Source organism: Gemmatimonadota bacterium, assembly GCA_016720805.1.
Lineage (GTDB): Bacteria > Gemmatimonadota > Gemmatimonadetes > Gemmatimonadales > GWC2-71-9 > Palsa-1233.
Map to the genome: position 1 here is coordinate 40,398 of JADKJZ010000006.1, position 21,329 is coordinate 61,726.

At 68.5% G+C, this 21,329-nt stretch carries 18 protein-coding genes and 1 tRNA gene; 8 read left to right on the top strand and 11 right to left on the bottom strand.

Going from position 1 to position 21,329, the window contains the following annotated elements; translation table 11 throughout:
* Positions 1-30: 30 nt before the first annotated feature.
* The 4 genes from IPP98_07005 (at position 31) to IPP98_07020 (ending at position 4,601) form a co-directional block, all read left to right on the top strand.
* Entirely contained in the window at positions 31-630 is a 600-nt protein-coding gene (locus IPP98_07005) for a hypothetical protein (protein MBL0178860.1), read from the top strand.
* A complete protein-coding gene (locus tag IPP98_07010) occupies positions 630-1,280 on the top strand; it encodes a hypothetical protein (GenBank protein MBL0178861.1) in 651 nt (216 codons plus the stop codon). The genes IPP98_07005 and IPP98_07010 overlap by 1 nt, the downstream gene beginning before the upstream one ends.
* Before the next feature lie 111 nt (positions 1,281-1,391).
* The gene (locus tag IPP98_07015; protein ID MBL0178862.1) at positions 1,392-3,248 is read left to right on the top strand and encodes a phosphoenolpyruvate carboxykinase (GTP); all 1,857 of its coding nucleotides are present in this window, start codon (positions 1,392-1,394) and stop codon (positions 3,246-3,248) included.
* Positions 3,249-3,383: 135 nt separating this feature from the next.
* Positions 3,384-4,601: an HD domain-containing protein gene (locus IPP98_07020; protein MBL0178863.1), complete on the top strand. Its 1,218-nt coding sequence runs from the start codon at positions 3,384-3,386 to the stop codon at positions 4,599-4,601.
* An 80-nt stretch (positions 4,602-4,681) separates the two neighbouring features.
* Here the strand turns inward: IPP98_07020 and IPP98_07025 are convergent, their stop codons facing one another.
* The 4 genes from IPP98_07025 to IPP98_07040 form a co-directional block, all read right to left on the bottom strand.
* Entirely contained in the window at positions 4,682-5,449 is a 768-nt protein-coding gene (locus tag IPP98_07025) for a Stp1/IreP family PP2C-type Ser/Thr phosphatase (protein MBL0178864.1), read from the bottom strand.
* Positions 5,450-6,040, bottom strand: coding sequence for an FHA domain-containing protein (locus tag IPP98_07030; GenBank protein MBL0178865.1), 591 nt, complete (start codon positions 6,038-6,040; stop codon positions 5,450-5,452).
* 104 nt (positions 6,041-6,144) lie between these two features.
* Positions 6,145-7,926, bottom strand: coding sequence for an ABC transporter ATP-binding protein (locus tag IPP98_07035; protein ID MBL0178866.1), 1,782 nt, complete (start codon positions 7,924-7,926; stop codon positions 6,145-6,147).
* A gap of 5 nt (positions 7,927-7,931) precedes the next feature.
* A complete protein-coding gene (locus IPP98_07040) occupies positions 7,932-8,993 on the bottom strand; it encodes a flippase-like domain-containing protein (GenBank protein ID MBL0178867.1) in 1,062 nt (353 codons plus the stop codon).
* A gap of 146 nt (positions 8,994-9,139) precedes the next feature.
* Between IPP98_07040 and uvrA the strand changes: the two genes are divergently transcribed.
* On the top strand, positions 9,140-11,923 hold the full coding sequence (gene uvrA / locus IPP98_07045) for an excinuclease ABC subunit UvrA (protein MBL0178868.1): 2,784 nt from the start codon (positions 9,140-9,142) through the stop codon (positions 11,921-11,923).
* 2 nt (positions 11,924-11,925) lie between these two features.
* Here uvrA and IPP98_07050 read toward each other — a convergent pair whose 3' ends face one another.
* The 7 genes from IPP98_07050 to IPP98_07080 form a co-directional block, all read right to left on the bottom strand.
* On the bottom strand, positions 11,926-13,209 hold the full coding sequence (locus IPP98_07050; protein ID MBL0178869.1) for a M20/M25/M40 family metallo-hydrolase: 1,284 nt from the start codon (positions 13,207-13,209) through the stop codon (positions 11,926-11,928).
* Positions 13,210-13,288: 79 nt separating this feature from the next.
* Positions 13,289-14,686, bottom strand: coding sequence for an aspartate aminotransferase family protein (locus IPP98_07055; protein ID MBL0178870.1), 1,398 nt, complete (start codon positions 14,684-14,686; stop codon positions 13,289-13,291).
* Complete coding sequence (locus IPP98_07060; protein ID MBL0178871.1) at positions 14,686-16,044, bottom strand: aminopeptidase P N-terminal domain-containing protein; 1,359 nt, start codon at positions 16,042-16,044, stop codon at positions 14,686-14,688. Before IPP98_07060 ends, IPP98_07055 begins: the two co-directional genes overlap by 1 nt.
* Before the next feature lie 116 nt (positions 16,045-16,160).
* Positions 16,161-16,319, bottom strand: a complete 159-nt coding sequence (rpmG, locus tag IPP98_07065) for a 50S ribosomal protein L33 (protein ID MBL0178872.1) — start codon at positions 16,317-16,319, stop codon at positions 16,161-16,163.
* 18 nt (positions 16,320-16,337) lie between these two features.
* Positions 16,338-16,643: a 30S ribosomal protein S14 gene (rpsN, locus tag IPP98_07070; protein ID MBL0178873.1), complete on the bottom strand. Its 306-nt coding sequence runs from the start codon at positions 16,641-16,643 to the stop codon at positions 16,338-16,340.
* A gap of 201 nt (positions 16,644-16,844) precedes the next feature.
* Positions 16,845-18,383, bottom strand: coding sequence for a hypothetical protein (locus IPP98_07075; protein ID MBL0178874.1), 1,539 nt, complete (start codon positions 18,381-18,383; stop codon positions 16,845-16,847).
* Between the two features lie 125 nt (positions 18,384-18,508).
* A tRNA-Asn gene (locus IPP98_07080) sits at positions 18,509-18,581 on the bottom strand.
* 523 nt (positions 18,582-19,104) lie between these two features.
* On the opposite strand from IPP98_07080, the gene IPP98_07085 reads away from it, so the two are divergent.
* From IPP98_07085 to IPP98_07095, 3 genes are read left to right on the top strand one after another with little or no spacing between them, the layout of a single operon-like run.
* Positions 19,105-20,172: a hypothetical protein gene (locus IPP98_07085; GenBank protein ID MBL0178875.1), complete on the top strand. Its 1,068-nt coding sequence runs from the start codon at positions 19,105-19,107 to the stop codon at positions 20,170-20,172.
* Positions 20,169-20,675, top strand: coding sequence for a cyclic pyranopterin monophosphate synthase MoaC (moaC, locus tag IPP98_07090; protein ID MBL0178876.1), 507 nt, complete (start codon positions 20,169-20,171; stop codon positions 20,673-20,675). The genes IPP98_07085 and moaC overlap by 4 nt, the downstream gene beginning before the upstream one ends.
* Positions 20,672-21,295: a transglycosylase SLT domain-containing protein gene (locus IPP98_07095; GenBank protein ID MBL0178877.1), complete on the top strand. Its 624-nt coding sequence runs from the start codon at positions 20,672-20,674 to the stop codon at positions 21,293-21,295. Before moaC ends, IPP98_07095 begins: the two co-directional genes overlap by 4 nt.
* The last annotated feature ends 34 nt before the right edge of the window (positions 21,296-21,329 follow it).

The window sequence follows — 21,329 nt, forward strand, 5'->3', positions numbered from 1 at the left end:
GCCGCCACCCCGAGGCGGCATCTTCGTCGGATGCGACTCCCCCTCCTGGTCGGCCTCGCCGTTGCCGCGTCTCCCCTTCCGGCAACGGCCCAACTCTCCGTGCGGCTCGGTGCCGGTGCCACCCTTGGCCACAGCCTGGTGTCGCAGGCGACGCTCTACGACGATCTGGTGTCGCTCAAGACCGGCACCGCGCCGACCCTCGTGGTTGGGCTCGGCTACCCGATTGCGCCGAGGTACCGACTCGTCGCGGAGGCGCGCGTCGCGAGCAGCAGCATGACGGCCACGAGCAACGCAGGCAGCAACGACCTGGGGACGCTCCGCACGGTCACCGTGGCGTTGCTCGCCGAGGGCCCGCTGCCGTACCACCTCCGCTTTCAGGTGGGCGGGGGGATGATCAAGTATTCGCCGTCGGAGGCGACCGGCGTCTTCGCCGACGACGCGCCGATGAAGCCGATGGCCACGGCCGGCCTGGGTTGGGTGAAGGCGCTCCGGCCGGGACTCGACCTCAGCGCCTCGGCGCGCTGGGATCTGCACGAATTCACCACCGCGGCGCTCGAGCGGCGCGGCTGGTCGCTGGCGCAGCGGATCCACCGCGTCGCCCTCACCATCGGCATCGAGCGAGGCTTCTGATGCGCCGCGTCGCGCCCGCCATCGCCCTGCTCGCCCTCGTCGGGTGTGCCGACATCGTGCCGCCACGCGCGGTGCTCACGAACTACGAGTACGCGGCGATCGACGGCCTCGATTCGCTGACCTTCAAGTGGCGGCCGAGCGACCTGCCGGTGAAGATCTACGTCGCGGACGACTCACCGCTCCGCCCGCACCTGGTCACGGCGATCGATCGCTGGGAACGCGCCTTCCTCTATGGGGAGTTCCGCGCCACGTTGGTCGCCGATTCCAATGCCGCCGATATCATTGTCCGCAACACGCCGTCCTTCGTGAACGGCGCGGCGCGCGCGCTGAACGCATTCGCACCGCAGTGCATCGGCGAGACCAACTTCGAGCTCGGCACCGCGCCCGGCACCCTCCAGCTGCCGTGGCGGATCTACGTCTGGCCGGCGTCCTCGTCGACCGCCCCGGGCATCGAGACCTGCTACTCGATCACCGTCACGCACGAGCTCGGCCACGCGCTCGGGATCATTTCGCCTGGCCACACCGGGGCGACGCCGAGCGATGTGATGTACCGCGACCCAGTGCTCGATGGGTTGAGTGAGCGCGACGTGAGCACGATCGAGCGCCTCTACCACAGCCCCACCTCATTGATCGCGGCCCCCCGGCCGTAGCCCGCGAGGCCGCGACGGTCCCTCCGGGTTTGCTCGGGGGGGCCGGCGCGGCCATTTTTCGGGCCTCGCCGCCCTCCCCCGGGCAGCGTGACCGCCCCTTAGGGAGAGCAGATGCACACCACCGCCACGCCGCTTGCTGTCGCCGCGCCGGATTGGGTCCGGCACCCCCGCCTGAAGGCCTGGGTCGCCGAGATGGCCGCCCTGACTCAACCTGACCAGATCCATTGGTGCGACGGTTCGCAGGCGGAGTACGACGCGCTCTGCGAGCAGATGGTCGCGTCCGGCATGTTGGTGCGCCTCGATCCGGTCAAGCGCCCCAATTCCTTCCTGGCGCTCTCCGACCCGAGCGATGTGGCCCGCGTCGAGGACCGCACCTTCATCTGCAGCGAGCGCAAGGGCGACGCCGGCCCGACCAACAACTGGGTCGAGCCGCGCGAGATGCGGGCGACGCTGAAGGGATTGTTCGCGGGTTCGATGCGCGGCCGCACGATGTACGTGGTGCCCTTCTCGATGGGACCGATCGGCTCGCCCCTCTCGCACATCGGCGTGGAACTCTCCGACTCCCCGTACGTCGTCGTCAACATGCGGATCATGACCCGCATGGGCCGCGCGGTGCTCGAGGCGCTCGGCGAGGACGACTTCATTCCCGCGATGCACTCGGTCGGCGCGCCGCTCACCGCCGGCCAGGCCGACACGAAGTGGCCCTGCAATCCCGAGAAGTACATCGTCCACTTCCCCGAGGACCGGGAGATCTGGTCGTACGGCTCGGGCTACGGCGGCAACGCGCTGCTCGGCAAGAAGTGCTTCGCGCTGCGCATTGCCTCGGTGATGGGGCGCGACGACGGCTGGATGGCGGAGCACACGCTCATCCTTGGCGTGGAAGATCCGCAGGGGCAAAAGACCTACGTGGCGGCCGGCTTCCCGAGCGCCTGCGGCAAGACCAACTTCGCCATGCTGATCCCGCCCGAGGTCTACGCCGGTTGGAAGGTCACCACCGTCGGCGATGACATTGCCTGGATCCGTCCCGGTGAGGACGGGCGCTTGCACGCAATCAATCCCGAGGCGGGCTACTTCGGCGTCGCGCCGGGCACTTCCGAATCCACCAACCCGAACGCGATGGCGTCCTGCCGCGCGAACGCGATCTTCACCAACGTCGGCCTCACCGATGACGGCGATGTCTGGTGGGAGGGAATGACCGACACCCCGCCCGCCACGCTCACCGATTGGCGCGGCAATCGCTGGACGCCGGAGTCGAAGACGCCCGCGGCGCACCCGAACGCGCGCTTCACCGCGCCGGCGTCGCAGTGCCCGTCGATCGACCCCGCGTGGGAGGACCCGGCCGGCGTGCCGATTTCCGCCTTCATCTTCGGCGGCCGTCGCGCCACCACCGTCCCGCTGGTGCACCAGGCCTTCAACTGGAGCTTCGGCGTCTACCTCGGCGCCACCATCGGCTCCGAGACCACGGCGGCCGCGGCGGGTGCCACCGGACAGGTGCGCCGCGACCCGTTCGCGATGCTGCCGTTCTGCGGCTATCACATGGGTGACTACTTCAACCATTGGCTGCAGATGGGCCGCGGCCTCTCCGACCCGCCGCGGATCTTCTGCGTCAACTGGTTCCGCAAGGACGCCAACGGGAAGTTCATCTGGCCCGGGTTCGGGCAGAACATGCGCGTGCTCGAGTGGATCGTCGGCCGGGTCCGCGGCCGCGCCTCGGGGATCGAGTCGCCGATCGGCTGGATGCCGCGCTATGAAGATCTCCGCTGGGACGGAATGTCCTTCCCGAAGGAGACCTTCCTGGAGTTGATGGAGGTCGATCGCGAACAGTGGAAGGCCGAGCTCCTCGGCCATCGCGAACTGTTCGAGAAGCTCTACGACCGACTGCCGCAGGAGTTCATGTACATGCGTGAGCTGATTCTCTCGGCGTTGTGGCGGAGTCCGGAGCACTGGCGGTTGGAAGCGGAGGCGTAACTGCCGTTAGTCGTTTGTCGTTAGTCATTGGTCGTTAGGGTGCCAGCGGAGCTCTCGGTGTTCGTGGCGGTTGGAACCGCTTCAGGATGCAAGTGAAGTCGACAGGTCCCTCTAACGACTAATGACTAACGACTCATGACTCAGTTTGAAGTCATCCGCGACCCTCTCTGGGACAACATCCGCCTCGAGCCAGCCGCCGCCGCTGCCATGGATACGCCGGCGGTGCAGCGGCTGCGGTACGTGCGCCAGCTCGGCCACGCCTTCCTGGTCTATCCCGGCGCGACGCACTCGCGCTTCGAACACGCCCTCGGTGCCTATCACCTGACGCGCCGCGCCCTCGCGACCCTCGAGGAACGCGGCGACCTCGCCGCCGTCCCCGAAGAGGAGCGGCTCGCGGTGCGCCTCGCGGCGCTGCTTCACGACATCGGCCACTATCCCTTCTCGCATGCCCTGGAGGAGGCGGGCTTTCCCTCGCACGAGGCCCTTGGTGTCCGTCGGCTGGGCGAAGGGGAGCTCGGCGTGCTCCTGCGTGGCATCGGGGGCGACGCGTTCATCGCCCGCATCGCGGGCATCATTCAGGGGGATCATGTCTCACCGCTTGGCGGGCTGATTTCCGGCTCGCTCGACCTCGACAAGATCGATTACCTCTCGCGCGACGCGCGGCAGTGCGGTGTCCCCTACGGCACCGTCGACGTCGACCGGCTGCTGGCCTCGCTCTGCCTGGTGACCGATGGCGCAGGCCATCGTGCCGTGGGCGTCCACGAGAAGGGCGTCTCGGCGCTCGAATCACTGCTCTTCGCCAAGTACCAGATGTACCGCAATGTCTACTGGCACCACGCCGTGCGCAGCGCGACGTGCATGTTCAAGCGGGCCGTGCGCACGGCGGTCGCCAGCGGCCAGCTCGATCCCGCGAGCGTGGCCGACGCCACCGATGGCTCACTTACCACCGCGATGCAGGCGCACGACTCCACCGGGCTCACGGCGGCGCTCCAGCGCCGTCAGCTACACAAGCGCGCGCTCGATCTCCCCGCGAGTGAGGTGCCGGAGCTGCCCTCGTGGATCTGGGACGACCCCGACGCCCTCGAACGCGCCGAGGACGCCCTCGCGGCGGACCTCGGGCTGCCACCCGGCGGCGCGCTGATCGACTTCCCGGCCCGTTCATCGATGCTGTCGGTGGACCTGCCCCTGCTGACACGGGGCGGCACGGTGGAGCAGTTGACGGACGAAGGCCGCGCCGGACAGCTGGGCCTGCCGCGCATCGCCGCGGAGCTCTATCGGAGCGCGCGGCGGCTGCGGATCTTTGCGGTGGGTGGGGTGCGGTTGGAGAGGGTGCCGGAGATGTTGCTCTCCTAGGTCGTTAGTCATTAGTCGTTAGTCGTTAGGGGCGGTGGTGCCCTACGAGGCCTAACGACCAACGACTAACAGCTAACGACTCAGGCGCGAAGCGCCGGAATCTCCCCCGTCGGCGGCGACACTTCCTCGATCTTGATCAGGATGACGGTGATGTTGTCGAGCCCGCCGCGGCGATTCGCGTCGGCAATCAGTCGATCCACCATCTGCTCCAGGTCGCCATCCATCGTCAGCACGTCGCGCACCTGCTCATCCTCGAGCATGCCGGTGAGCCCATCCGACGCGAGCAGGATCAGGTCGCCGACTTCGAGCGTGCCGAGGTAGAGGTCGGGGACGACGTCGCCGCTGGAGCCGACGCAGCGCGTGATCACGTTGGCATATGGGTGGACCCGGGCCTCTTCCGGCGAGAGGCGTCCGGCGTCCACCTGTTCCTGCACGTAGCTGTGGTCCTTGGTGAGCTGGGAGAGCACGGTGCCGCGCAGCAAGTAGGCCCGTGAGTCCCCGACCTGGCCGATCAGGTAGCGGCGGGGCAGCAGCGACAGGACGGTCGTCGTCGTGCCCATCCCCCGCTTGTCGTGCTCCGACATCGTCCGCTGGAAGATCGCCGCGTTCGAGGCGCGAATGGCGCCGACCATCTGGGCCATCAACTCGTCGTCGCTCATCCCACGGACCGGCCGGAATTCCTGCGCGATCAACTGGGTCGCCATCTCGCTGGCGACTTCGCCCGCGGCGTGGCCACCCATCCCGTCAGCGACGATGAAAAGCCCACGCTCGGCCGCCATCAGATACATGTCCTCGTTGCCGGACCGGACCACTCCGACATCGGTGCGCGCGGCGCAGGAGAAGCGCATTCAGGAAACCTGGCGGAGGAAGTAGGCGACCGCGGCGATGGCCAACGCGATCGCAATGAAGAGCAAGGGTCCGGGACGTCGACTGGTGTCCGGGAGCACGAACGTCGGGACGTCGTCATCAAGAAAGCGGCCCCGCGGCGGCCGCACCACGACGGCCGGTGCCGCGTCCGGCAACGGCGGACCCGGCGTGGGGTCGAGTGGTGCCGCTTCGACGATCAGGGTGCTGGGCGAATCCTCCCAGCGATCCTTTGGCGAGAAGACCGCCTCGACATCGCCGAGCCGGATCGTCGAGCCGGGGCCCAGCGGGACCGCGCCGTAGACGGGCTCCCCGTCGACCCAGCTGCCATGCATGGAGCCGAGATCGGTGAGCGTCCACACGCCGCCACGCAACCGCAACTCGGCATGCGTCGCGCTCAGACTGGCCGCCGAGAGCACCACGTCGTTGCCCGCCTCGCGCCCGATCCGAACCGTCGGCTGCCGTACGCTGATGTGCCCCGCAGCGCCGCCACCACCCCGCAGGATCAGCACCGCCAGCAACGCGCCCTCCTGCGCCGGCACCCCGCCAAATGGCAGGGTCGCGGCGCTGGACATCGGGTCGCTCGCGTGCGGTCCGATCAGGGGAGACTCCGTCGGTGACATGGGACGAAAGGTGACCGGGAAAGCTATCCGTCGGGATGGCCCGGGGGCAAGCGAATTCAGGCGCCGACGGCCCGGCGTGGCTCCCCGCCTTGCAGCCGCACCAGTCGCTCGTAGAGTCCGCCCTGCCGCAACAGCTCCCGATGACTGCCGGTCTCCAGTAGTTCCCCATGGTGGAACACGAGGATCCGGTCGGCGTCGACGATGGTACCGAGGCGATGGGCCACCACCAGGGCGGTTCTGCCGGCCCTGAGGCGGCCCAGGGCGCGTTGGAGCCGCGTCTCCGACTCCGGGTCCACCGCGGAGGTCGCCTCGTCCAGCAGGAGGATCGTGGGCTCGCCAGCGAGCGCCCTGGCAAAGGAGAGGATCTGCCGTTCCCCGACCGAGAGCGACCGCCCCCGTTCGCTGAGCTGGTGGGCGAGCCCCCCCGGGAGCCGCTCGAGGAGCGTGTCGGCCCCGACGGCGGCCAGCGCCCGGTCCAGCTGGGCGGGGGGAATGGCCCGGTCCAGCACCAGATTCCGGGAGAGGTCACCCCGAAAGAGGAAGAGATCCTGCGGCACCAGCCCGATCCGCCCGCGGAGGTCATCGTGGGCCAGTTCGGCCAGGTCGACGCCGTCGACCAGAATCCGGCCACGGGTCGGCGCGTAGAAGCGGAGGAGCAGGGAGAGGACCGTGCTCTTCCCCGCCCCGGTGTGCCCGACCAGCGCGATCGTCTCCCCCGGCGCGGCCCGGAACGACACCCCGCGAAGCGCCCAGGGCGCATCGTCGGCATAGCGGAACCAGACATCCTCGAAGACCACCTCGCCGCGAGCCGGGAGTGGCAACGTCATGGGCGCGCTGGGCTCCGGCACCTCGACCGGGGTGTCGAGCAACAGGAAAATCCGCTCGCCGCTCGCCATCGCGCTCTGCAGCAGGTTGAACTTTTCGGCGAGGTCCTGCAGCGGCTGGAAGAACCGTCGTACCAGCTGGATGAACGCGGCCAACACGCCGACCGTCAGCGTGCCGCCGAGATGCTGCAACCCGCCGTACCAGAGCAGCAGCGCGACCGCCGTCGCGGTGAGCACTTCGACCACGGGAAAGAAGAGGGCGTACAGGGTGATCGAGCGCAACTGCGCGTCGCGATGCGCGCGGTTGACCGCGTCGAACGCCGTCCCCACCGCCGCCTCGCGATGAAAGAGCTGCACCACGCGCACGCCGGAGAGATACTCCTGCAGGTCGCCGTTCATCCGCGCGACCGCACCGCGGATGTCGCGGAAGGCCTCGCGCATGGCACGCCGGAAGATCGCGACCACCAGCCCCATCGCCGGCAGCACTGCGAACGCCACCAGCGCCAGGCGCCAGTCGATCGCGAGCATCATCGCGCTGATGGCCAGCAGGGTGGCGAGGTCGCCGATCACCGTCACCACGCCCGACGAGAAGAGCTCGTTGAGGGTCTCGACGTCGGAGGTGACGCGCGTCACCAGGCGGCCCACCGGTTGCCGATCAAAGAACGGAATCGAGAGACGCTGCAGCCGCTCGAAGATCTGCCGGCGCAGGTCCGACATCACCCGCTGCCCGACCCACGCGGTCAAGACGGTCTGCGCGTACTCCGCCACGAAGGAGAGCAGCAGCGCCGCCAGAAACCAGAGGCCGAGTCGGAGCAGGAGATCGGCGTCGCGGGCGGGGATGGCCACGTCGATCGTGCGCTGGGTGAGCAGGGGGCCGACCAGGGCCAGGCCGGCTTCGAGCAGGAGGAGCGCGACCGCCCCGGCGACGCCGAGTCGATACGGCCGCACATAGGCCAGCAGGCGGCGGCCCAGACCGCGATCGCCTCCGCTGGCGGCGACATCATCCGTCGCCACCGCGCTCACGGCGACTCGACCTCGATCCCCTTGAGTCCCTTGCGCACCCAGCCGGAGAACACCACGAAGCCGAACGCGATCGTGAACCACGAGAGGATGCAGCGCCAGACGATCGTGTACACCGGGACCATGCCACGAGGCACGTACACGCTCATCACCGCCGCCGAGAGGACCTCCGCCACACCGCTCGCCCCAGGCGTCGGCGCGAAGTAGAGCAGGAAGGTGATCAGCGTCTGCACCAGCAGCACGTCGACGAAGTTGGCCTCGATCCCGACCGCGCGCAGCGCGACATACCCGGCCAGCAGCTTGTTCGCATGACTTGGTCCGGAGATCAGCGTGGCCCAGCCGAGCGCGATCCAGCCGCGCGGGGTGTTGAAGGCGTTCATGCTCTCGCTCGCCTGATCGATCCCCGCGCGCAGCCCCTCGATCCGTGCACCGACTCGACGGCTCCGCCGGCCGAGGGCCTCGGCCAGTTTGTGAATGCCCCGCGACATGAACTTCGGTGCCACCATCACCGTGATCAGCAGGACGCCGAGGATCGCGAAGATCCCCATGCTCCCCTTGAACAGGTCCAGCAGGGAGAGGCCGAGGACATCCCCGCGCGTCCCGAGGGCCTTCCCCGCGCCGAACAGCAGCGCGAGCGGGCCGCCGATCGCGAAGAAGACGACCGTCGCGATGAACGACATGATCGTCGCGGTGATCGCTTTCGGCACCGGCACGCCGGTCCGCTTCATCGAGTAGACCGTCATCGGCGACGAACCGGCCTGCAGCGGCGTGACGTAGGATCCCCACGCCCCCATTCCGCCGGCGATCATCATCCCGGGGAGCGAGGGATTCGGATGGATTTCCCGGGTGAGCACCCAGAGGCGGAGGCCACCGCCGATCCAGTCGAGCGACGCGAGCCCCGCCCCGACCAGCACCCACCCCCAGTGGAGTCGCGCCAGTGACGGCAGGAACGCCGAGGCGTCGTTGCCATAGACGAGCACGCCGACGTAGCTGACCACCGAGACGGCGACGAACAACCCGAAGCCGCGTCGCAGGGTGGTGGGGGTGAGGAGGGAGGCCATTGGGGTCCAAAACTAAGAGCGGAGCGGGGATTGGGCGAGGGAGGCGGCCCGTGAGACGTAAGAGGTGAAACGGGTGTCGCTGAACGCCCCCCGTCTCACGTCTCACGTTTCACGCCCCCAACTCCGCCCCCCCTTACCTTTCCCCCGTGCCTCGCCCCGTCATTCGCGTCATCAACGCGCGCCAACACAACCTGAAGGGGATCACGGTCGAGATCCCGCGCCGCGCGCTGACCGTGGTCACCGGGCCGTCAGGCTGCGGCAAGAGCTCGCTCGCCTTCGACACGCTCTACGCCGAGGGGCAGCGGCGCTACATCGAGTCGCTCTCCACGTACGCCAAGCAGTTCCTCGACCGGATGCCGAAGCCGCTGGTCGACCGGATCGAGGGGATCGCCCCGGCCGTCGCCATCGAGCAACGTGCACCGGCGATGTCGTCGCGTTCCACCGTTGGAACAGCGACGGAGGTCTACGACTACCTCCGCCTCCTCTGGGCGCGCATCGGCGAGCCGCGCTGTGTGGTCTGCGGCGGTCCGGTCGCGCGCGACACGCCGCAATCCGCCGCGAGTACCATCCTCGCCGATGGTGAGGGCCGGTTGCGGATCGCCTTCCCGCTGCCGCCGGGGAGCCGTCGCGCGCAGGCGGTCACGGTCGACAATCTCCGCGCCCTCGGTTTCCTCCGCCTCGAGGTCGACGGCACCACGCACCACCTCGACGAGCTCCCCCCCGCACTCGACCTCACCACCGCCGACGAAGTGCTGGTGATCGTCGATCGGCTGGTGGCCACCGAGGCGCAACGCGGTCGATTCGCCGAGGCGTTGTCGATGGCGTTTGCCGAAGGGGAAGGCGTCGCGCTGGCATTGCGCGATGGCTCGCGGCGCCGCTTCACCGAGTTCCCGTCGTGCAGCCTCTGCGACACGCCGGGCACCACCGTCTCGCCGGCGCTCTTCTCGTTCAACAATCCGCGCGGCGCCTGCCCCACCTGCAACGGCTTCGGCGCCACGCTTGAGTACGACCTCTCGCTGGTCGTTCCCGACCCGACGCGTTCGCTGCGCGATGGCGCGATCGACCCGTGGACCAAGCCGCGCTACGAGGCGCGTCGCTCGCTGCTGGTCAGCACCGCGAAGAAGCTCGGCGTCTCTGCCGACGCCCCGTGGGAATCCCTCCCCGCCGACGTCCGCGAGGTGCTGCTGCACGGCAAGAGCGGCCGGTACCAGGGAATCTTTCCGTTCCTCGTGGGACTGGAAGAGAAGCGCTACAAGCAGTACATCCGCGTCTTCCTGCGACAGTACCAACTGGCCAAGACGTGCACCAGTTGCGGTGGCGCCCGACTCCGCCCCGAAGCGCTCGCGGTGAAGCTCAATGGCCGCTCGATCGCCGACGTCACCACCCTCACCGTCGACGATCTCGCCACCTGGCTCGGTGGCCTCGAGCTCGGCGAGACCGCGCGCATCGTCGCCGACCTGGTGATGATCGAGGTGATGGCCCGCGTCGATTACCTCCGCGACGTCGGCCTCGGCTACCTCACCTTCGATCGGCAGACGCGGACACTCTCCGGCGGCGAGGCGCAGCGCATCGCGCTCTCGAATGCGCTCGGCTCGCGCCTTGTCGACGCCCTCTACGTCCTGGACGAGCCGTCGATCGGCCTCCATCCGCGCGACACCGACCGCCTCCTCGGCCTCCTGCGCCGCCTGCGCGACCTCGGCAACACGCTGGTGGTCGTCGAGCACGATCCGGCCGCGATTCGCGGCGCCGACCACATGATCGAACTCGGGCCCGGCGCCGGCGAGAAAGGCGGCTATCTGGTGCACAGCGGTCCGGTCGACGAGGCGAAGGACACGCTCACGGCGGCGTACCTCCACGGCACCAGGCGGATCGGCATCCCGAGTGCCCGGCGCGACCTCGGCCCCCGCTGGCTGGAGATCAAGGGCGCCCGCCTGCACAACCTGCAGGGGATCGACGCGAAGATCCCGCTCGGGACGCTGACGGTGATCACCGGCGTCTCCGGCTCTGGCAAGAGCACGCTCGCGTACGATGTCCTCCACCGGCAGCTCGAACGGCGCCTGAGCGGCGAACATTCGGCCAAGCTCCACCTCGGCGAGGCCGTCGGCGAAGTCGACGCGATGACCGGTTGGGAGTTGCTCAGTGACGTGGTGCTGGTCGATCAGAGTCCGATCGGCAGGTCGCCGCGCTCGAATCCGGTGACCTACATCAAGGCGTGGGACGAGGTGCGCGAACTCTTCGCCTCGCAACCGCTGTCACGGCAACGGAAATACACGCCGGCGACCTTCTCCTTCAACCTCGCCGGCGGGCGGTGTGAGGCATGCGACGGCGCCGGGCAGGTGCAGGTCGAGATGGTCTTCCTCGCCGACGTCTTCGTCCCCTGCGAAGTCTGCAATGGCGCGCGCTTCAAGCGCGAAGTGCTCGAGGTCAAGATCCAGGGGATGTCGGTGCGGGACGTCCTCGACTGGTCGGTCGACGAGGCGATGCTGCGCTTCCGCCACCAGCCGAAGCTCGGCGCCGCGCTCTGGCAACTGCAGCAGGTCGGTCTCGGCTACCTCCGCCTCGGCCAGCCCGCCACGACCCTCTCCGGCGGCGAGGCGCAGCGGCTCAAGATCGCGCGCGAACTGCTCGCCGCGCAGAAGCGCGGCGGCCGGAAGCTCTATCTGCTCGACGAACCGACCACCGGCCTCCATCTCGAGGACGTGCGCGTGTTGATCGCCGTGCTCGACAAGCTGGTCGACGCCGGTCACACCGTGGTGGTCATCGAACACCACCTCGATGTGATCAAGCGCGCCGACTGGGTCATCGATCTCGGCCCCGAGGCCGGACCCGCCGGCGGTCGCGTCGTCGCGATGGGCACTCCCGAAGAGGTGGCGCAGACCAAGGGGAGCATCACGGGGCGCTACCTGAAGGACGTTCTCGTCGAGAGCTGAGTTCAGGGCACGGCGCGCGCCATGTCGGCCATGGTGACCGCCAGCAGCATCGCCATCTTCGTCGCCGGCAGGGCGCTCGGCCACTGCGCCGATTCCGTCAGCGTGTGTTGGCCGGTGCCGGCGGCCCGCCCGATCGAGATGCTGGGAATTTTCCGGACCACGCCCAGGTTGGCGTCGGTGCTGCCCGTCGGGATGGCCTCCTCGGCGCCGGGCATCGCCATCGTGATGCCGAGGGCATGGTGGATGTCGATCGCCGTCTGCACCAGCGGATGCGCCCGGGCGCCCGCCAGCATCGCCGCGGTGCCCCCTGCCCCATTCCGCACTTCTGCTTCCATCCGGAACCCGACCCCTTCCTTCGTGGCCGCCTCGCGCGCGATCCGCTCGATGCGCTTGTCGAGGGAATCGAGCAGCACCGGATCGGGCGAGCGCAGATCGACCGTGAACGCCATCTCCTGCGGAATTCCGTTGTAGATCACGCCACCGTGCACCTGGCCGACATTGATCACGGCGCCATCGGGCAGCGGGCCGAACTCGAGGGCGTAGATGTCGCGGATGGCCGTGGCCATAGCCTTCACCGGCGTGGCGCGTCCGCGCGAGAAGAGGGTGTGCGAGCCGGGCGAGGTGTAGACATAGCGGGTCCAGTAGATGCCGAGCGCGCCATAGTTGACCGGGCCAAGCCCGCCGTCGATGGCGATCAGCAGGTCGGGACGGGCGTTATGCTGCAGCCAATACTCCATCCCCTTGAGGCCGATCTCCTCCTGCGTCGTGGCGACGAAGACGATGTCACCACGCGTCACCACCTTCGCCGCATTCATCGCCCGGATCATCGCCAGCATGTTGGCCACGCCGGCGGTGTTGTCGAAGATGCCGGGCGCATGCAGGCTATCACCCATCCGCCGGACGGTGCCGACCACCGAGGGATCGTGCACCACATCCATGTGGACCGCGATCACCACCGAGGGACCGCCACCGCGCCCCCGACGCACGCCGGTCACGTTGCCGATCGAATCGGTGCGGACCTCGAGCCCCTCCGCCTCCATCACCTTCCGGACGTACGCCCCGCGCACCTCCTCATGGCGCGACAGACCCGGCATCTGGGTCAACGCGATCCACTCCTCCACCTGCGCCGGAAAGCCGCGGTCCAGCTGCGCCAGTGCCGCCTTCATGTCGGGGCGCTGCATCAGCGCCGGGTTCCACGAGGTGGCGGGGCGAGTGCCTTGCGCCGTGAGCGCGGTGTTGCCGATCAGCGTGAGGAGGAGGAGGAGGAGCAAGCTTCGACGACGCATGGGTACTCCCGTAATGTGAGGTGTACTCGATCATCGATCATCGATCATCCATCATCGATCATCGATCATCCATCATCCATCATCCATCATCCATCATCCCTGCTTCCTGCATCACCCGCCACACTTCCCGCACATGCCTTTCCTCGGTCCTGAACGCGCCGATGGCCACGCGGATCGCATACCGCCCGCCGAGTGTCGTCTGCGTCACCTGCACCGTGCCAATGGCGTTGACGCGCGCGACGATCTGCGCGTTGTGCGCGCTGAGCGCGGCCTCGTCGCCGGCCAGCACGGGCGGAACGTGGCGCACCACCACCAGCCCGAGTGGCGCAGGGGCGAGGCGCTCCCACTCCGGCGTGGCATCGACCCAGCGCGCGAGCTCGTGGCCCAGCGCGATGTGCGTCCGGATCATCGCACGCAGCGCCTCGGCGCCGTAGCTGCGCAGCACGAACCAGAGCTTGAGCGCGCGGAAGCGCCGGCCCAGGGGAATGCCCCAGTCGCGATAGTTCACCACGTCGGCATCGTGCCGCGTGCGCAGGTAGGCCGGTGCCGTCGCGAAGGTCTCCAGCAGCGCATCGACGTCGCGCACGAAATACGCGCTGCAGTCGAAGTTGGTCATCAACCACTTGTGCGGGTTCGTGACCATCGAGTCGGCCACCTCGACCCCATCGAGCAAGGGACGGAACTCGGGGACGATCGCGGCCGACCCACCATACGCCGCGTCGATGTGATACCAGGCGCCGTGCCGTTGGGCAATCTCCCCGATGGCGCGGAGCGGGTCGCACGCGGTCGACGACGTCGTCCCCATCGTCGCGCAGACGATCAGTGGCACCAGCCCGGCGGCCACATCATCCGCCATCATCATGGCGAGTACCTCGGGGCGCATCGCGAAGTCGCCATCGACCGCAACCACGCGGCAGTGCGAGTCGGCGAGCCCGCTCAATCGCGCCGCCTTCGCCACGGACGAGTGGGCCTCGCTCGACCAGTAGGCGGTGCAGCGCGACAGGTTGGCCCCCGCGCGTTGCCGTGCCGTCAGGAACGCCACCAGCGTCGACGACGACGCCGTGTCCTGGATCACGCCGGTGAAGCCGTCGGGCAGGCTGAGCAGCTGCCGGTACCAGGCCATCACCACCTGCTCGAGTTCCGTCGCGGCGGGCGAGGTAACCCAGCTCATGCACTGCGCCGCGAGCCCGGCGGTGAGGAATTCGCCGAGGATCGACGGCGGCGATGCGTTCGACGGGAAGAAGGCGAACCACCCCGGGTGACCCCAGTGGGTCATCCCCGGGACGATCTGCGTGCGGAAATCGTCGAGGATCTGGTCGAACGGCTCGCCGCCTTCGGGCGCGGTGGTCGGCAACGCGCGACGCAACGCTCCCGGCATGACGTCCGGGACGATGCGCTGCTGCTCGATGTCGCGGAGGTAATCCGCCAGCCAGTCGACGATGGCATGGCCGTGCCGGCGGAATTCCTCCGGCTGCATCAAGGCGTCCGGGTCGCGGCCGGCTTGGCCACGCCGCTCCGTCCCTGCGCCATCAACTTCTCGATGTCGGCGACGGTGCGCGGGGCGCCCTTGGTCAGGATCTCGTAGCCGTTGTCGGTCACCAGCACGACGTCCTCGATCCGCACGCCGAGCGACTCCGCCGGGAGATAGATGCCGGGCTCGATCGTGAAGGTCACCCCCGGCTGCAGCGTGGCGAACTGCGGATTGAGGTCGTGCACGTCCAGACCGACGGGGTGCGAGAGCCCGTGAATGAAGAACTTCCAATTCTCGCAGGTGATGGTCGGGTCGCAGATCGTCCCCGAGTGCTCCTTCATCCAGCCGCGCGCAATCTGCTCCAGCCGTGCCAACGTCGTCCCCGGCTTCACCGAGTCGATCGCCGCCTGCTGCGCGCCGAGGACGAGCTCGTAGACCGCCTTCTGCCGCGGCGTGAACTTCCCGCTAATCGGGAAGGTGCGCGTCAGGTCGGTGCTGTAGTAGCCGAACTCGGCGGCGGCATCGATCAGGACCACTTCACCCGGCTTGCTCTGCCGACGCGAGATGTCGTAGTGCAGGATGGTGCTGTTCGGTCCCGAGCCGACGATGCTCGGATAGCCGACGCGCTCGGCGCCGCGCCGACGGAAGGTGTATTCGACGATCCCTTCGATCTCGTATTCCCACATCCCAGGCCGGCTCTGCTGCATGGCGGCGCTGTGCGCCTCGGCGGTGATCGACGAGGCGAGCCGCAGCCGGCGGATCTCGTCGGCATCCTTGACCCAGCGCAGCGGCGCCAGGGTGCGTCGCTCGTTGATCCGCGTCAGCCCGGTGGCGGTGAGCAGCGAATCGACCGTCGGCGCGAAGGCGTCGGGCGGCGTGGTCGGAATGGGCGCACCGGCGACGCGGGCAGCGCGCACCGGGGTCGGCAGCGGCTTGATCGACGCCATCGGGAGGCCGGTGACACGCACGGCCATCGTGTCGGCATACACGCGCGCGGCGCTCCACGCATCGCGGACGGCCGGCGGCGCGGGGAGGTAGAGCGTCATGCTTCCCTGCGCGCTCCCCGAGTCGGGCTGGATGAAGACGAGCCGACCGCCGGGGCTCTCGACGCCGGTGAAGTAGAAAAAGTTGGCGTTCTCGCGATAGTCGGCGTCCTGCGGGTACTCCCCCCGATCGATGCTCTTGATCTTGCTCGACTCGATCACGGCCACGCCCTTCGGCATCGTCGCCAGGAAGGCGGCACGACGCTTCTGGAGCAGTTCGACCGGCACCGGTCCGCCGGGCGAGCTGATCTGGGCTGCCAGCGGGGCGGCCGCGGTCAGGACGAGGGCGGGCAGCAGCAGGCGGACGAGGGCAGAGCGCATCGCGGGGAACCTCGGATGGGGATTGGGGGGACCAGCCCGAACGCACGACGGGCCGCCGAAGTCTACATCAACTCGGCGGCCCGTCCAGTTGCTTCACATCCACAGTGCAGCGACGACTACTTCTCTTCCTTGAAGTTCGCGTGGCGCTTGAGCATCGGATCGTACTTCCGCAGCTCCATGCGCTCAGGGTGCTTCTTCGGGTTCTTCGTCGTCACGTACATGTAGGCGCTCTCGCTGCTGCGGAGCTTGACCTGCACACGTCCCTTCTTCGCCATGGTGTCGTCTCCTCGGCCTTACCAGGAGGCCTTGCGGACGCCGGGGATCTTCCCCTCGAGCGCCATCTCACGGAATGCAATGCGCGACAGCCCGAAGCGACGCACGAAGGCGTGCGCGCGGCCCGACACCTGGCACCGGTTCTTGATGCGGACCGGCGACGAGTTGCGCGGCAGCGCCTGCAGCTTGCGCATCGCCGCATCCTTCTCGGCCTCGTTCGCGGTCAACGACCGGATGACGGCCTTGAGCTTGGTCCGCTGTTCGCGGTGCCGTGCGGTGAGCGTCTTCCGCTTCTCGTTGCGCTCGATCCAGCTGGTCTTCGCCATGGTCCCTCTGACTCCTGCGGGGCGCCCCGCGTACCGTTCTGGTGCTGCTGCCGGGAGCCTCCCGACAACACCCAACCGACGGGCGGGGCGCCGCCCCACCGTGGCTGGATCCGTAATCAGCCCCCTAAAATGGGGGCGGGGTGGGCTTTAGGGAAGGGGGTCCCCCCGGACCGGGTGCTTGAGAGGGGACCCCGACCGGGCTCAGTCCCGGCGGAGGGCGCCGGTGGCCCGTTCGACACGGACCACGAACTGGTCGGCGTCACCCAGGCTCTGGGCAAAGACCGCCTCGGTCCCCGGGTCGAGGTCGGCCCGGCCGAAGAAGCGACCCACGGCCCAGAGGGCACCATCGCTCGTCTGCCCCATCCCGGACCCGATCGAGACGTTGGCGTCGCCACCCACGACGGCGCCGAGGGTGTTGACCCAGCGCAGGTCGCCCGCCGGTGTCACCGAGAGGAGGTAGGCATCGGCCGCCCCGCTGGTGCCGAGCGCCGTCTTGAGGATGACGCCGGCGCCGGGATCGAAATCGACGCTCTCCGAGAACCAGCCGGAGAGGTAGAAGTTGTTCTCCCCGTCGACCATCAGCCCCTGCACGCCGTCGCTCCCTGCCCCACCGAAGCGTCGACCCGATCCGACATACTGTCCCGCGACGCCGAAGCGCGCCAGGAAGACGTCGGTGCCACCCTGCGAGACGACCAGCGCGCTGCCGGGACCGCCATCGAGATCGGCGGTACCGGAGAACATCCCCGCCACGACCAGCGTGCCGCCTGGTTCAATCAAGAGGCTGTTGTGCGAGAGGTATTCCGCGCCACTGCCGCCGCCGCGCACGGCCCACTGGACGCCCAGCGAGGGCGCGAGCTGGGCCAGGAAGAAGTCGGTCTCGCCGGCCGAGATCAGCAGCAACGGCGAGCCGCCGTTGCCGAAGGTCGCAGTGCCGCTGAACTCACCACCGACGATCACGTCACCCGTGGCGGTGCGCGTCAGTGCGGAGCCCGCGTCGTTGTCGAGGCCGCCGAATTGCGCGACCTGCTTGAAGATCCCGTCGCTCGAGTAGCGGGCGACGTATGCGTCCGTGCCGCCGCGCGAGGTGAGCAGCGCCGCGCCGGTCCCTTGATCGAAGTCCACCGTGCCGGCAAATGCGCCGGTGACGAGGATGTCGCCGGTGGGCTCGACCAGGACGTCGCGTCCCTCGTCGACATCGCTCGCGCCGCCGATCGCGATGGCCCAGATGCAGCTCCCCGTGGCGGAGAACTTCATCACGAAGGCGTCGCGCGCGCCGACGATCGTGACCGGGCGGCCGCTGCAGAGCGTCCCCGACGTGATCGTGCCGGTGACGACGACGCCACCATCGGCGGTGAGGGCGAGGTCGGATGGCAGATCGGCACCGGTGCCACCGAAGTTGGTGGCCCAGGCCAGCGAGCCATCGTCGCGGTACTTCGCGACCGCGCCATCGGCAGGCCCGATCGCGTTGCGCACGACCGCGGTGCTGCCTGGATCGAAGTCCACCGAGCCCTGGAAGTAGCCGACGACGATGGCGCTGTTGAAGCCGTCGATCGCGACACCAGTCGCGAAGTCCGGTCCGAAGGCGCCCACCCGGAACGGCAGGTTCGGCACCACGGCGGGCGGAGGGGGCGGCGTGACGGGGCCGGTGACATCCGGCTCGAAGGTGCCACGGCACGCGCCGAGGAGGAGAAGCGTCGCGGCCAGGAAGGGTGCGAGGCGGGAGGCGGGTGGGAGGGTCATGGTGTGGAGAGTATCGGAGGAGGGCGCAGGTGTCGAGAGGTGGGGCCGGGGCGCCCGTCGCGGGGCTTGTGGCTCGCTGCTCGAATGAAAAAAGACGGGTCCACCGAAGTAGACCCGTCCATTAGCTCCCGAGGAGGGACTTGAACCCCCGACCCGCTGATTAACAGTCAGCTGCTCTACCAACTGAGCTACTCGGGACTGTGACCGCCAAGATGGTGCTTCGACGGGACGGCAAAGTAGCGAATGGAGGGAAAGGCGGCAAGAGAACCAGAAATGGGATGATGGATGATGGATGATGGATGATGGATGATGGATTGGGGTGAGGGCGACCCCCGGCGGCCTCCCAGGTCCTTCGACTCCGCGTCGGCCTCGCCGCCGCTCCGCTCAGGATGACAATCCGCCCCAAGCCTCGTGATCCATCATCCATCATCCATGATCCATCATCCTGCCTCTTCCGCCGTTCCGGCAGTCCACCCGCCGATCTGGCCCTATTTCCGGCCACCACGTCCGAAACGTTGCCGCTCAACGACTTAGACACGCCAATGAGCGAACACTCACACCTGCAACTCAAATGCGAGCACTCACTCTTGCACCTGAGCGGTCAGGTGCGCCGAAAAGGCCGAATTGTGGCAGGACTCCAACGTCGTAAGTCGTTGTGGAAAATACTGTTACGCCATTTTTAGCACTACCGTTTTGCCGTCCGCTGACTACCTTCCGCACCATGTCTTTGACCCCGCTGGTCGGTCACAACGCCGCTCGACTCGATGTCCTCCGAGCCATCGCGTCCGATGCCCTCCCCCAGGTCCTCCTCCTCACGGGGCCGCAGGGTGTCGGCAAGCAGCGCTTCGCCTTGTGGCTCGCCCAGCGACTGATGTGCAGCGCCTCGGCCGGCGAACCATGCGGCCAGTGCAGCGGCTGCCTCCGCGTGCAGGGGTTGGCGCACCCGGACGTCCATTGGTTCGTGCCGGTCCCGCGCCCGAAGGCCGGTGAGCAGGAAAAGCAGATCGACGAGACCGCCGAGATGCTCGGCGCGGTGATCGCCGAGCGGCGCACGCAGCCGCTCTGGGGCGCACCGGATGGGATGGCCTCGCACGGGATTGCGTCGGCACGATTGGTTCAGCGTCGGGCGAGCCTCACGGCCGCCGAGGGTGGCTGGCGAGTCTTCATCATCGGGCGCGCCGAGCGGCTGGTGCCGCAGGAGTCGAGTCCCGAGGCCGCCAACGCCCTCCTCAAGCTGCTCGAGGAGCCGCCGGTCCGGACGCTCTTCGTCCTGACGACCGCCGAACCCGGCCTGGTTCTCCCGACGATCCGCTCGCGGGCGGTCCCGCTCCGGCTCAGCCGGCTCGACGACGACGCGGTCCGCGGCTTCCTGAAGGCGCAGAAGCCGGAGCTTGCGACGGATCAGGTGGTGACGGCAGCCCGCGGGTCGATCGGACTGGCACTCGCGACGGGCGATGACAGCCGCGCCAAGGCCCTCCGAGCAGCGCAGGAGTTCCTCGCGGCGGTGGCAGATGGTACGGCCTCGGCCACGGAGCGCGCGCTCCGACAGGCGCCCTGGCAGGCACGCGGTGACTTCACCGCCCTGCTCGATGCACTGGCCGAAACGCTGGCGGCACATGCCCGGAGCGCCCTCACCGGGCAGGGGCGCGCCGCGATGTCGGACCCGACCGCGAAACTCGCCGGTGTCGAGCGGGTCATGGCGGCGCGGGAGCAGGCGCAAGGCAACGTGAATCCGCAGCTCCTCCTGGCCGTGCTCGCCGACGAGCTCGCGATGCTGGAGGCAGCATGAGCCTGACGCATCTGGATGCGAAGGGACGGGCCCGAATGGTGGACGTCGGCGAAAAGGCCGTCACCCGCCGCATCGCCGTCGCCGAAGGGAATGTCCTGATGAGCGAGGTGGCCTTCGCGCTGGTGCGCGATGCCACCGCCACCAAGGGCGATGTGCTCACGGTGGCCGAAGTGGCCGGCGTGATGGGCGCCAAGCAGACGGCCGCGCTCATCCCGCTCTGCCATCCGGTGCCGCTCGACCGGGTGACCGTCACCACCGAGCTGGTGCCCGAGTGGCCCGGCGTGCGGATCGTCGCCACGGCGACGGCCACAGCCCGCACCGGGATCGAGATGGAGGCCCTCGTGGCCGTGAGTGTCGCTGCCCTGACCGTGTACGACATGATCAAGGCGGCCGACCGTGGGGCCCGGATCGAACAGATTCGGTTGCTGGAGAAGGCCGGGGGCGCGCGCGGTGACTGGCACGCTCCCGACTCGATGGACCCGAAAGGAGGAATGCACACATGATGAAGCGACTCGTAGCGCAGACTGCCGTGCTTGGCGTCGGTGCCCTCGCCCTGCTGGGATTGGGTGCGGCGTCGAATGCCATTGCAGGGCGTGACCCGCTGGTGACACCGCTCGTGGCGGAAGACAGTGCGTCCACGATGATGACCCTGCAGGGCCAGCTGAAGGCAACGCGCAAGGAACTTGAACGTGCCCACCAGGTGCTCGAGTTCTCGGGCCGCTATGGAATTCCCGCGGATCTCTCCGCGGCGATCTATGACAACGCCGTCGCCGAGGGCATCCAGCCCGGCGTCGGCTTCGAATTGGTCCGCCTGGAAAGCGACTTCAAGACGACCGCACAGAGCGGTCAGGCCGCCGTCGGCCTCACGCAGCTGCAGTTGCGGACCGCGCGGGCCTACGACCCGAAGCTGGACCACAGCGACCTGATGAACCGCGACACCAACCTGCGGATCGGCTTCCGCTACCTGAAGGATTTGATGAAGCGGTTCGACAACGACGTCCCGCTCGCCCTCGAAGCGTACAACAAGGGCCCGACGCTCGTCGCCGCCCAGCAGGAGATGGGCGAGGAGATCGTCGGCAAGTACTCCAATGCCGTGCTGGCGCGGGTCAAGCGGAAGTCCTGAACCACGGTGGCACCCCCAACAACGAAGGGCCGGA